The following is an 11758-nucleotide window of genomic DNA, read 5'->3' on the forward strand; positions in this document are numbered from 1 at the left end:
AAATCCTCCATAATCACAGTAGCATATATGGTTCAGTGTTGTAAACAAAAAATGAAAAATGTTAAGCTTGACAAAGCAGGTTTAGGAAGCTAAACTAAATAACCTTATTAGTTCATAATAAAAGAAAGGAGAGTTTACGATGAAAGATGTACAAGCCTATTTTAAAGGATTCAGGGTCAATGAACCTCAGACTTATGAGAATCTGACGATTTTCCCATTATTCAGAGAGGAGGCGCCGGGAACATATTACCTTATGCTGGACGAGGCCCTGAAGAAGGGCATAGTCACAGTGACCGAGGTCAATGACACCGGCAGGTTTGCAGAGCTATGGCTCAGAAACGATGCAGACATTCCAATACTCCTGCTTGACGGTGAAGAGCTTGCAGGGGCAAAACAGGACAGGATACTCAATGCGTCCATACTTGTGCCCGCGGAAACAGCCATGACAGACCCTAAGCTGTGTTGAGCAGGGGAGATGGCACTACAAGAGCAGGACATTCTGCTCAAAAGACCGGATGTATAAACCAACCGACAGAGGCAGAAAGGCAAAGAGGGTATACATGTCAGTTAAATCAGGCCGCGGCTTCAATGCCGGACAATCAGATGTTTGGGAAGAAGTCGCGTGTCTCCATACAAGATTTGGAACTCATTCAAAGACAAGTGCGATGGCCGATATTTACGATAACCAGAAGGGAAACCTCGAATCCTACATCAACGGCTTTTCAATAGCAGATGGCCAAACCGGCTTCGTTGCCCTGATTAACGGAAACATCATCGGCCTTGAAGCCCTGAGCCTCCCCGAAGCCTTCAAACAAACCTGGCCCAAATTGATCAAAAGCTACGCCCTTGATGCGATAGATATGAGATTGGATAGCAACGAAAAAGTATCCCCTGATCCAAACACCCTCCCCCCTTGCGGGGGAGGGCAGGGTGGGGGGAATATGGGTGCCTCTATCATCCCCCCTTTAGAAAAGGGGGACAAGGGGGGATTTGGCGTCACGAGAGATTTCATAACAAACTGGCTCTCCACCATCACCCCCCCCCAAAACATCTCATTCCACAAATCCCCCGGCCTCGGCAATGACATCAGATGGGATGAGACCGGCACAGCAGGATTTGTGTTGGAATATAATGACGAGGCGGTGCATACAGCGGTATTTGCGGTGGGGGAGTAAGAATTACTCTGGTATTGGGTAAAAGAACTGGTGACAAAGTTGGAATGCCTTTTTTATACACAATAACAAATTGGGCAACAGCCTGTTGCCTATTTTGCGAATAATACTGAGGCTCTTGCAAAAGTCTTGAAAAAGTGGAATTTGTCATTCCCACGAAAGTGGGAATCCATTCTTTTCAATATGTTGCAAAACCTCTGGATTCCCGTTTTCACGGGAATGACGACTTTTGCAAGAGCCTCTACTGTTATCCTAATTATCAGAAGAGAACTTTGAGCATAATATATTGAACGAATTACCCACATACTGCGGGGCACATCATTGCAATCAATACAAAATGCAAAATATTGAAAGGCAATTTATTGTTTTCAGTATGCATCTTCCTAAATTGATTGAACCTAATGCTTTCTTTTATAACAATGATAATGAGGGATTAAGTAAACGATTATCTGTCAATAGCTCTTAATATTTTTCTTATGCTTTTGTTTATGCTATTCTTAATCTCATATTCCCACAGCCGCACTACTTTCCAGCCTTCTTTTTTTAATAGCCTATTAACTTTGCGATCTCTTTTTCTATTGCTGTCTATTTTATTAGACCAATATAGAACATTGGTTTTTGGCATTATACATCTTGTCTTATGTCCATGCCAAAAGTCAGAATCAATAAAAACAGTAACTTTCTTTCTGCGAAAAACAAAATCAGGTTTACCCACTATATTAGATACATGGGATGTAAAATAAATCTTCCTGCGTTTAAGTTCCACAGCAATTAACTGTTCGGGCTTTGTTCCAACTGAACGGATATTCTGCATGTTTTTATGTCTTTGCTCTTTTGTTAAGTTGTCCATAATCGTTAATAAAGTCTTTCAGAATTTTTCTATTAATTAATTCCCAAAGATAAAGCGCTGCTAATGTTTCACAGTTACAAACGTATTTTTTAATTTTCTTAGTATTATTATGACCAAATAATACTTTACACGCATTTTTTATCCCTGTATCATTTTCAGGCCAGACATCCATTCGACCGAAATAAAAAATACCGATCATATCTGCGGACCATCTTCCAAAGCCCCATATACTGGAGATCTCTTTTCTATACTCTTCTATGGGTAATTGGCCCCACTTCATCCATGCGTTACTGTTTAATGATATATACTTCCTCCACTCGTATAGTGCGCGGCGCTTTCGTTGGGAAACACCATAAATAGGGCCGGATAGCATATAAGTATTAGAAGCCCAATTAATAATTTCATGAGAAGTTCCAACTTGTTTATGTAAAAAAGAAATAATAGATGCTGATGCTGAGTTTGATAGCATTTGGCCTATGACAGAATAAACAATTGCATCATCTATTGATGTCCAGTAAGGCAGGTTAATGTTCAGACTACCAATTTTATGAATTACTTGATTAAATTTTTTTCTTTTTGATAATATTTCAGTATAGACATCGAATTTATTCATCATTGAAACATCTTTATGAGGCGTAAGTCTACATCCTATCGATAAGTGTTTTCCACTCATCTTCCTTCCAAATAAGATTTCCAGTATTGAATAAATAACCACTATCGTGAGCAAACTCTCCTATGCCTTCAAACGTAACAGAACCCTCTACTCCTTCTCTATTTTTAATTATGTCCAGATCTCCTGGATTGATAGGACCATTCCACGATAGTATTTTATAATGCTTCTTGCCCTTCTTGCCAGTATATGACAATTCTTGATACTTTTTATTTTGAATTACAAAGCCACAAATGTAAGCAGGTATTGGTTTAAAACTTGGTAGACTATCAAAGAGTAATTCTGATTCTTTACCTGTTAAACAACCAATTTCTTCCCCCTTCTTTAAAACCTTATCTCTGAACACACTTATTTTTTTAAAGAATGCAAATAGGTGATCTCTCCCTGTTCCCACTTTGACCAAGACATGTATATCGGAGTGATTAAACTGGTCGCCTGGAATATCAAGCCAAATACCGTTCCACTTGGTGGTTTTTACACTAATTTTTAATTTGGGGGGTCTATATTCTCCTGCAACTTCCTTTATTTGATGAATATCCATTGGTAAATATTCTTCCAGTTGCCCAACTTCATGGCCCAACTTTGCGTCAATCTTCCACCTTTTTTCTAAATAAAGCAAGAAAGCAAGCTCGCCCAAATATCCTCTAGTCATATCAGCCCATAATTGTCCTAAATCCCTCTGGCGGCTCCCTCCATAGTCTGTTGCCGCAGTGGTACTTAAAATTTTGAGCGCGTCAATACACATTCTGGTATAACCGTCTTCATCAATAAAAACACAATTTGGGAAAAACCTCTGTTCGAACCATTCGCCTGATTCTTCCTCAGTTGTTTCTTGACCTATTATGGCCTTTTCTAATATCTTTTTTGCTTCCTCTTTAGAAACATTCAGCGCATTCTCAATAGATTCAAAAGCTCTAAGATTTGTCATTAATCCCCCACGGTTATTATTAGCCAACCAATTCCAACTGCTCAAAGTTGTTTGATATAATACTTGGATATTGTATATTTGCTAATGTTTTTAAAATAGATGTGAATATTATTTCAGATAATTTAGGAGGGACTGCCATCCCGATTTGTTTTCTTACACTTTCCTTGGATCCTTCAAACACAAAATCATCAGGAAACGATTGGAGTCTTGCACGCTCTCTATTTGTAAGCGCACGAGGTTCGTAGTAGTGATATCCATGAGTACCCCCCCCGCCGCTGCCGGTAATGGTGTATGATGGTTTGTCTGGATGTAAACGCCGATAAATTTGACTCAACTTCGCACCTTTAACATTGAGGCGTAAATGCGCCGGTAAATCTGCAGTCCATGCATTTTCCCATGGCTTTGTATTCTTTAATCTCTCAATAACTATTTTTGACTGTAACGTGAAATCATTATTAGGGGCGCCGCTGGGGATTGGAGGGTTTTCTAATGCTTCTCTTGCTGTCATTGGGTTTGATTGTGTAGTGGGTTTTGGTATTTTAAAAAATAAATTAAGATCCTTATCAAAGCCTACAATAATAAGTCTCCATCTGGTTTGAGGAATCCCGTATTCTTCTGCTTTATACAAATGCGGTGTAATATTATATCCGTTGCCAGCTTGTTTCAAGTCATTAAGAATTGTCTCAAAAGCTCTTCCTTCATTTGCTGATGTTATTCCGCCAACATTTTCTGCAACAAAAATTCTTGGCTTGAAATTGTTCAATATTTTAACACCATAAGTATATAGCGGGCCAAATATGCCATCGAAGCCTTTTTGTTCACCAACAATACTAAAATCATTACATGGAAATCCGTAAGCAAAAATATCTATTGGTGAAAGATGCAAAAAATTTATATGGCGTACATCCTCGCAGATCACAGAATAGGGTCTGTCTTGGCAGATGTTCCTTATATAGGTTTTACAAGAATCTGAATTATAATCATTTGCCCATTCATGTTGAATACTATATATAATATCAGCAGTTTCAACTTTAGAGTGTATTGCCCCTAATGCGAGGCCGCCAGGCCCAGAGAACAACTCCCCTAATTTTAAAACGATATGTTTTTTCTCTTGAATCATAATGTCAATCTCTATTTTGTTAATAACAGAATATAAATGTTATTAAAATCAGTAGTAGGAAATAAAGGAATCATATTTAATATTTATTTCTGCTTAAAATTACAATAAAAAATAAACACCTTTTATTGTCTCTACTATAAGTTATTTGTTTTGTTTGAATAAAATAGCAGTATCATAATACCATGTCAAATCCAAAATCCGGATAATATAGTTTCGACTGCTACAACAACATGGAGTAAGTTTCAATGAAATTCCATGGGGGGTAATAATGTCATGGTTGCCGCTTTGATGTAATTTGTAACCCCTATTGATGTTATCCCGGATGTAATCCCGGGGATTGGATTCTGTGATGATATTGCGGTTTTGCTGACTGTTAAGAGCCTGATTGGAGATGTGCATGGAGCCTGTTGAGCGTTTTGCCGGTGCATTGCTTGTGCTGGCGACCGGTGATGCTATTGGAACGTCACTGGAATTCAGCGAACCGGGGGAATTTATACCAATTGAGGACATGGTTGGGAGTGGCCCCTTTTTACTTGAACCGGGTCAATGGACGGATGATACTTCAATGGCCTTGTGCCTTGCTGACAGCCTGATTAAACGGCAGGGCTTTGATCCTCTTGATCAGATGGAAAGGTATTTTCGCTGGTATCGGGAAGGTTATATGAGCAGTACAGGATACTGTTTTGATATTGGTAATACTGTGAGGACTGCTCTTAAACGGTTTGAGAAGGAACATCAGCCGTATTGCGGTTCAAAAGACCCTCGTTCTGCCGGTAATGGATGTATCATGAGGCTGGCCCCTGTACCGCTTTTCTACTCTTTGAGGCCGGCGGAGGCTATAGAGAAATCAGGTTTAAGTTCCTTAACAACACATGGAGCACAGTCCTGTATTGATGCATGCAGATACCTTGGGGCCTTGCTGGCCGGTGCATTAAATGGGGTAACTAAAGATGATCTTCTATCAAATCGCTATACCCTTGTTTCTATGCTGTGGGATAAGGCTCCACTCGCAGATGAAATTGACAGGATCGCCGCAGGCTCATTTAAAATCAATGAGCCTCCTGTTATCAAAAGCACGGGCTATGTCATTGATACGCTGGAAGCGGCGCTCTGGGCCTTCTATCATACTGATTCTTTCAGAGAAGGCTGTTTACGTGTGGTAAATGTTGGGGGTGATGCGGATACCTCAGGGGCTGTCTATGGACAGTTGGCCGGTGCTTATTATGGTAAAGAGGGTATCCCTGAATCCTGGCTTAACAAACTTGCAAAAAGGGATTTGATTGAGGGTTTGGCAGGGAAGCTTTTTTCAATGTCCAGATTATAGAGGCTGAGGCAAAGGTGTTGATTAAATTGCAAAATAGATTACAATATTTGATGAATGAAGGAGGTGCTGAATGCAGATTATAGTTGATAAGACCCTTGAGATTTTATCAAAAGACTTTAATCTTTCGAAAGAGGATATGTTAAAAGAAGGAGTGAAATATTTTCTGGAGAAAAAGCTGAGGGAAATAAAATCAGAGAGTTACAGGATAACCGGCAAATACAAAATATCATTAGTGGAAGAATTTGAAACCTTATACAGAGAAGGGGTAATATATGGGGGATGAAGTAGTTACGTATTGGCTGATAAATAGAGTTCCTTGTACTATAATTAAAAGAAGGAGGATATAAATGACTTCATTGCTTAAAGATATCGTAAAAAAAACGTATCAATTATCTGCTGAGGAACGGGCTGAGTTAGCTCATGAGCTCATTCTGAGTTTGGATGATAATATAGACGAAGGGTATATTAGTGCATGGGACTCAGAGATTGAAAAACGTGTAAGAGAAATTAAAAGCGGCACAGCAAAAGGGAGGCCGGCAGAAGAGATTCTTGCAGAGATACGAGCAAGATATTCATGAAAAATATCATTATTCACCATGAAGCTGAGTTGGAATTGTGGCAGGCCATAGATTATTATGAATCCAGATGCACAGGATTAGGATTGGATCTTGAACGGGAGATAAGCCGAATATTTGTTAACATTCAGGAAGCACCAAATAGATGGCCCATAAAACAACATGACACCAGATACCGATTACTTAATAGATTCCCTTATGCTGTTTACTATTTGGAACTTCAGGATGTTATATGGATAGTTGCTGTGGCACACACCAGCCGCAGACCCTATTACTGGCGTAATCGCATAAAACTATTACCCTCATCAGGCGAATAGACACAGATGGCGGTATTTTTAGAACCCCCAATACTTAGCTTCCATGCCTATGAAAACCAAATCAGTTTAAGTTTATTAAAATAAATTTTCCATCCAAAGGAGGTTGTGGTTGTGGAGTCAGCGTCAAGGATATTTCCGGTTGCAGAATTTATTCGACCGTCTGAGGGTCAGCCGGTCAGATCAGTGGTATTGGAAACGGAGGAGTCGGTAATCATCGTCTGGCATGTTCTTCCGGGGCAGGAAATAGCGGCTCATGTTCACCCGAATGGTCAGGATACATGGATGGTTATCTCAGGTACAGCAGGGTATTATATGGGGGATGGCATAGTTATGCATCTAAAGGCCGGAGAAATTGCAGTAGCCAAACACGGACAGGTGCATGGGGCCATTAATACCGGCCCGGAGCCATTTGTATTTGTCTCTGTTGTTGCATCAGGCAACGCAGGTTATGTATTGGCTGATAAATAGAGTTCCTTAGACGGGGCTTGTATGAGAGTGCTTATCAGGGAAATAAAGGTTAAATCCATTCTGAGCAAATCCGGGATTCCCGGTTTTGATTACTGTATCAATCCTTATGCCGGTTGTTATCATGGCTGCAAATACTGTTATGCAACTTTTATGAAAAGGTTTACAGGACATACTGAAGAGTGGGGGAGTTTTGTAGATGTGAAGATGAATGCACCTGAGATACTGCAAAGAGAGCTTAGAAGAAAAGAGAAGGGCAGGGTCATCATAAGTTCGGTAACAGATGCCTATCAGCCTGTTGAAGGGAAATATAAGATTACAAGACAGTGCCTTGAGGTTTTATCAGAACATCAGTATGAAGTGGATATACTCACTAAATCACCGCTTGTCATAAGGGATATGGATGTATTAAAGAGATTCAGGGATATTGATGTGGGGATCACCATTACCACAGATGATGACAAGATTAGAAAAATTTTTGAACCGAATGCCCCGCCTATAAACTCCAGGATTAATGCACTTAAAAGACTGCATGATAATGGTATAAAGACTTATGTCTTCATAGGCCCTGTGCTCCCGATGAATCCCGATGCACTTTTAGAGAAGATAGTCCCTTTTGCCGGTAGTGTTCTGATTGATAGGATGAACTATACATCAAAGACGGTAAATATATACAGGAGTATGAATCTCAGCAGATGGCTGGACAGGGGTTTTACAGATAACATTATTCAGAGGCTGAAAAGCGGTTTTGCCGCCTGAGAAAAAAACAGTTTATGGTTAACCCGAGAGATGAAAAAGAGGCATGTCCTGTTTGTGAAAACCCTATTAAGGATTGCATTTGTTGTCCTGAGTGCGGTCATGTATGTCCTCTTGACCTGGGAGAGCCTTATTGTCCGTTCTGTAGCCCGGTGAAGCCTGAATAGCTTAACCCCATCATCTTTCCTATCCCTATAAAAAAAGGGGGCTGGCCCGATACATCAACCAGCCCCTGAAACCGGGATACTTACATTACTTACAATTACACTCTGATGACTTCTTGTTGCATCCGGAACAGACACCATTTTTGATGTCACGTCCGCAGACTTTACAGGGTGAACAACCACATGACTGACACATGCTCCCACCCCCCTTCTAAAAGATATTAATGTTGAACATTCTACCCTCTGACTATCGGGGCGTCAACAGTGTGCACCTTGACACTACCTGTTTGCTTTGTCAATATAAACCGACATAATTAAAAAAGGAGAATTTACTATGCGCTCAGGTAAAAAGGTTTCCAATCTGAAAAGCGAACCAATTGTGATTAGTGCTGATAATGTGAAGGAATCTATCTCAAGGCACCTCCATTATACACTCGGCAAGGATATATACTCAGCGACAAAAAGGGACTGGTTCTCAGCGGTGGTATACACTGTCAGGGATTATCTTATGGAGAAGTGGCTTGAGACACATAGGGCTTACCACTATGAGGATGCGAAACGTGTATATTATCTCTCAATGGAATTTTTAATCGGCAAGACGCTTGCCAACAGCCTGATTAATACCGGGATGGAAGAGGAGATAAGAAAAGTTCTGAAGGAACTTGGGATTGAACTCCATGAGGTATTTGATGTGGAGGAAGAGGCCGGGCTTGGTAACGGCGGCCTCGGCAGGCTCGCCGCGTGTTTTCTTGATTCAATGGCAACGATGGGTATACCGGGATATGGCTATGGGATCAGGTTTGAGTACGGCATGTTCAGCCAGAGGATAAAGGACTTCCAGCAGATAGAGCACCCGGATAACTGGCTCAGGTACGGTAACCCGTGGGAGTTTCCAAGACCGGAGTTTCTTTATACTGTAAAGTTCTATGGTAATGTTCGTGAGTTCATTGATGAGAGCGGAAATACCCACCATGATTGGGGGGATTGTGAAGAGGTGATGGCAATGGCGTATGACATCCCTGTTCCCGGCTTCCAGTGCAAGTCTGTAAACAACCTGAGGCTATGGACTGCCAAATCGAGCCGTGACTTTGATCTGGAGTATTTCAATCACGGGAATTACATCAAAGCAGTAGAGCAGAAGAACAATGCTGAGAATATCTCAAAGATACTGTATCCTGACGATACCTCGCTTGAGGGAAAGGAGCTTCGTCTGAGGCAGGAATACTTTCTGGTATCTGCAACCCTGCAGGACATATTCAGGAGATATAAGAATCACCATAGTTCGTTTGACGAATTCCCGGATAAGATTGCCATTCAACTGAATGATACACATCCCTCCCTTGCTGTGGCTGAACTGATGAGACTGCTTGTAGATATTGAAGGGGTTGCATGGGATAAGGCATGGGATATAACCCGAAGAACGGTAAATTACACGAATCACACGGTGCTTCCTGAGGCCCTTGAGACATGGTCAGCCTCTTTTATGGAGAAACTCCTGCCGCGGCATATCAGGATAATCTATGAGATAAATCACAGGTTCCTGAAAGATGTTTACCATAAATACCCCGGTGATATAGATCGCATGAAGAGAATGTCTGTCATAGATGAGGCTGGAGAGAAGAGGGTGAGGATGGCCAATCTTGCAATAATCGGAAGCAATAAGGTAAACGGAGTTGCCGCTATCCATACAGAGATCCTGAAAAATGATATATTCCGGGACTTCCATGAGTTCTATCCCGGTAAATTTACAAACAAGACCAATGGGATAAGCCAGCGGGTCTGGCTCAGGAAGATAAACAAGGAACTATCCGGACTGATAAGCGCAAGCATAGGCGATAAATGGATAACAGACCTGTTCGAGCTTAAAAAACTTCTCCCTTATGCAGATGATGCCGGGTTCAGGGAGGAGTGGAGGAGGATCAAGAGGAAGAACAAGGAGGCATTGGCCTCAGCAATCCTTGATATGGCAGGCGTTACGGTCAGTCCTGATTCTGTTTTTGATGTCCATGTAAAGAGGATTCATGAATACAAGAGACAGCTTTTAAATATCCTTCATGTCATCACATTATATAACAGGCTGAAGGCATCTTCAGACGGCAATATTGTCCCACGGACGTTTATCTACAGCGGCAAGGCAGCCCCGGGCTACAAGACTGCCAAGGATATAATCGCCCTTATTAATTCAGTAGCAGATATTATCAATAACGACCCTTCAATAGAAGGCCGTCTTAAAGTAGTCTTCCTCCCGAACTATAATGTCTCCCTTGCAGAGAAGATTATCCCTGCTGCTGATGTGTCAGAGCAGATATCCACTGCCGGGACAGAGGCATCCGGTACAGGGTGCATGAAGCTCGCCCTTAATGGTGCATTAACCGTATGTACACTTGATGGCGCCAACATAGAGATGAAAGAGGAGATAGGTGATGAAAACATATTCGTCTTCGGCCTTCATGCCGGAGAGGTAGAAAACCTGAAAAGAACCGGGTACAGTCCATATTCATATTATCAGTCTAATCCGGAACTGGCCCGTGCTATTGACATGATTACCAATGGCTTCTTCTCCCCCTGGTGCAGAGAAAGATTCCAAGGGTTATCAAGTATCCTCCGTGAGACGGATAACTACATGGTACTTGCTGATTATGCTGATTACGTCAATTGTCAGGAAAAGGTATCCTCTGTTTACCTTGACCCCGAAGACTGGACAAGGAAATCCATAATAAACGTAGCCAGCATGGGCAAATTCTCCAGTGACAGGACGATAAAGGAGTATGCGGGGGATATATGGGGGGTCAATGCAGGAGATTTACAGTGCTGAGATAGGTTTCGCAGTGTATTACGACACCGCAATTCTCTCCCTTGACATGTATACTTCGTATATAGTAAATATAACGTTATGAAAATGAAGAAGAGTACAAAGGTCATGACAAAAAGAAAGTTCATACAGGAAGTTACCAGTGGCAACCTGTCTGCTAATAAGGTTCTATCAAAGCTGAGTGAAGAGCTTTACTGCTATGAAAAAAAATATAATATGCGATCCGAGATTTTTTATAATCTAATTGTCGGAACCCCGGCAGAGGAGACTCCTGACTTCATCAATTGGGCTATTTGCTACAGGAGTTACTTCCGGACTCTTCAATCAAAATTTCCTCTGAGAGAGCTTTATAGTGTCGTATGAAAGACATCTGGAAGCACAGATTATTGAACGCTGCTGGTCAATCTACAATCTTTTAACAAGTACCTTTTCACCTTCAGACACATTTCATCTTGGCTTCCCATCCTTAGGGTCTGTCATAAAATAACCTATACATTTATGCATCTCATCTTCCGGCCATCTTTGTGTGCTCCTCAATCGCAACCCCTCAGCGTAGATTCAACTACGCCTTCGGGTTTGCTCAATCGGTCGCACTCAAACCTGAC

The 11758-nt window shown here is 41.3% G+C and carries 15 protein-coding genes and 1 pseudogene; 11 read left to right on the top strand and 5 right to left on the bottom strand.

The genetic code is table 11. The features are described 5' to 3' along the window. Positions 1 to 139: 139 nt before the first annotated feature. A complete protein-coding gene (locus tag HZA08_03570; protein MBI5192508.1) occupies positions 140 to 466 on the top strand; it encodes a hypothetical protein in 327 nt (108 codons plus the stop codon). 49 nt (positions 467 to 515) lie between these two features. After that, positions 516 to 1175, top strand: coding sequence for a hypothetical protein (locus HZA08_03575; GenBank protein MBI5192509.1), 660 nt, complete (start codon positions 516 to 518; stop codon positions 1173 to 1175). Between the two features lie 442 nt (positions 1176 to 1617). On the opposite strand, the gene HZA08_03580 is transcribed toward HZA08_03575, so the two are convergent. From HZA08_03580 to dcm, 4 genes are read right to left on the bottom strand one after another with little or no spacing between them, the layout of a single operon-like run. After that, positions 1618 to 2022, bottom strand: a complete 405-nt coding sequence (locus HZA08_03580; protein ID MBI5192510.1) for a very short patch repair endonuclease — start codon at positions 2020 to 2022, stop codon at positions 1618 to 1620. Then, entirely contained in the window at positions 1991 to 2737 is a 747-nt protein-coding gene (locus tag HZA08_03585; GenBank protein ID MBI5192511.1) for a hypothetical protein, read from the bottom strand. Before HZA08_03585 ends, HZA08_03580 begins: the two co-directional genes overlap by 32 nt. Then, a complete protein-coding gene (locus tag HZA08_03590) occupies positions 2664 to 3620 on the bottom strand; it encodes a hypothetical protein (protein ID MBI5192512.1) in 957 nt (318 codons plus the stop codon). The genes HZA08_03585 and HZA08_03590 overlap by 74 nt, the downstream gene beginning before the upstream one ends. Before the next feature lie 19 nt (positions 3621 to 3639). After that, positions 3640 to 4719, bottom strand: a complete 1080-nt coding sequence (gene dcm, locus HZA08_03595) for a DNA (cytosine-5-)-methyltransferase (GenBank protein MBI5192513.1) — start codon at positions 4717 to 4719, stop codon at positions 3640 to 3642. A gap of 276 nt (positions 4720 to 4995) precedes the next feature. Between dcm and HZA08_03600 the strand changes: the two are divergent. The 7 genes and pseudogenes from HZA08_03600 to HZA08_03630 all read left to right on the top strand — a co-directional run bounded on the left by HZA08_03600 (position 4996) and on the right by HZA08_03630 (position 8180). Then, a pseudogene (locus tag HZA08_03600) lies at positions 4996 to 5151 on the top strand (DUF1232 domain-containing protein). Then, complete coding sequence (locus HZA08_03605) at positions 5138 to 6064, top strand: ADP-ribosylglycohydrolase family protein (GenBank protein ID MBI5192514.1); 927 nt, start codon at positions 5138 to 5140, stop codon at positions 6062 to 6064. The pseudogene HZA08_03600 and the gene HZA08_03605 overlap by 14 nt, the downstream one beginning before the upstream one ends. A 70-nt stretch (positions 6065 to 6134) precedes the next feature. Then, complete coding sequence (locus tag HZA08_03610) at positions 6135 to 6347, top strand: hypothetical protein (protein ID MBI5192515.1); 213 nt, start codon at positions 6135 to 6137, stop codon at positions 6345 to 6347. 64 nt (positions 6348 to 6411) lie between these two features. Then, positions 6412 to 6642: an addiction module protein gene (locus tag HZA08_03615; protein ID MBI5192516.1), complete on the top strand. Its 231-nt coding sequence runs from the start codon at positions 6412 to 6414 to the stop codon at positions 6640 to 6642. Then, a complete protein-coding gene (locus tag HZA08_03620; GenBank protein MBI5192517.1) occupies positions 6639 to 6956 on the top strand; it encodes a type II toxin-antitoxin system RelE/ParE family toxin in 318 nt (105 codons plus the stop codon). Before HZA08_03615 ends, HZA08_03620 begins: the two co-directional genes overlap by 4 nt. A gap of 105 nt (positions 6957 to 7061) precedes the next feature. Then, positions 7062 to 7424 carry a cupin domain-containing protein gene (locus tag HZA08_03625; protein MBI5192518.1) on the top strand — a complete coding sequence of 121 codons (363 nt, stop codon included), beginning with the start codon at positions 7062 to 7064 and terminating at the stop codon, positions 7422 to 7424. 21 nt (positions 7425 to 7445) lie between these two features. Then, positions 7446 to 8180: a DUF5131 family protein gene (locus tag HZA08_03630; GenBank protein ID MBI5192519.1), complete on the top strand. Its 735-nt coding sequence runs from the start codon at positions 7446 to 7448 to the stop codon at positions 8178 to 8180. Positions 8181 to 8398: 218 nt separating this feature from the next. Here HZA08_03630 and HZA08_03635 read toward each other — a convergent pair whose 3' ends face one another. Further along, on the bottom strand, positions 8399 to 8545 hold the full coding sequence (locus HZA08_03635; GenBank protein MBI5192520.1) for a hypothetical protein: 147 nt from the start codon (positions 8543 to 8545) through the stop codon (positions 8399 to 8401). 130 nt (positions 8546 to 8675) lie between these two features. Here HZA08_03635 and HZA08_03640 point away from each other — a divergent pair, with 130 nt between their 5' ends. Together HZA08_03640 and HZA08_03645 are read left to right on the top strand one after the other, a co-directional pair. Further along, entirely contained in the window at positions 8676 to 11156 is a 2481-nt protein-coding gene (locus HZA08_03640; protein ID MBI5192521.1) for a glycogen/starch/alpha-glucan phosphorylase, read from the top strand. Positions 11157 to 11234: 78 nt separating this feature from the next. After that, positions 11235 to 11516: a hypothetical protein gene (locus HZA08_03645; GenBank protein MBI5192522.1), complete on the top strand. Its 282-nt coding sequence runs from the start codon at positions 11235 to 11237 to the stop codon at positions 11514 to 11516. Positions 11517 to 11758 lie beyond the last annotated feature (242 nt).

The organism is Nitrospirota bacterium (assembly GCA_016212215.1).
Taxonomy (GTDB): domain Bacteria; phylum Nitrospirota; class 9FT-COMBO-42-15; order HDB-SIOI813; family HDB-SIOI813; genus JACRGV01.

What these genes read in the sequence shown, in the direction of transcription:
- HZA08_03570 (MBI5192508.1), top strand. Translation starts at nt 140, where the DNA reads ATGAAAGATGTACAAGCCTATTTTAAAGGATTCAGGGTCAATGAACCT.
- HZA08_03575 (MBI5192509.1), top strand. Translation starts at nt 516, where the DNA reads ATGTATAAACCAACCGACAGAGGCAGAAAGGCAAAGAGGGTATACATG.
- HZA08_03580 (MBI5192510.1), bottom strand. Translation starts at nt 2,022, where the DNA reads ATGGACAACTTAACAAAAGAGCAAAGACATAAAAACATGCAGAATATC.
- HZA08_03590 (MBI5192512.1), bottom strand. Translation starts at nt 3,620, where the DNA reads ATGACAAATCTTAGAGCTTTTGAATCTATTGAGAATGCGCTGAATGTT.
- HZA08_03605 (MBI5192514.1), top strand. Translation starts at nt 5,138, where the DNA reads ATGGAGCCTGTTGAGCGTTTTGCCGGTGCATTGCTTGTGCTGGCGACC.
- HZA08_03610 (MBI5192515.1), top strand. Translation starts at nt 6,135, where the DNA reads ATGCAGATTATAGTTGATAAGACCCTTGAGATTTTATCAAAAGACTTT.
- HZA08_03615 (MBI5192516.1), top strand. Translation starts at nt 6,412, where the DNA reads ATGACTTCATTGCTTAAAGATATCGTAAAAAAAACGTATCAATTATCT.
- HZA08_03620 (MBI5192517.1), top strand. Translation starts at nt 6,639, where the DNA reads ATGAAAAATATCATTATTCACCATGAAGCTGAGTTGGAATTGTGGCAG.
- HZA08_03630 (MBI5192519.1), top strand. Translation starts at nt 7,446, where the DNA reads ATGAGAGTGCTTATCAGGGAAATAAAGGTTAAATCCATTCTGAGCAAA.
- HZA08_03640 (MBI5192521.1), top strand. Translation starts at nt 8,676, where the DNA reads ATGCGCTCAGGTAAAAAGGTTTCCAATCTGAAAAGCGAACCAATTGTG.
- HZA08_03645 (MBI5192522.1), top strand. Translation starts at nt 11,235, where the DNA reads ATGAAAATGAAGAAGAGTACAAAGGTCATGACAAAAAGAAAGTTCATA.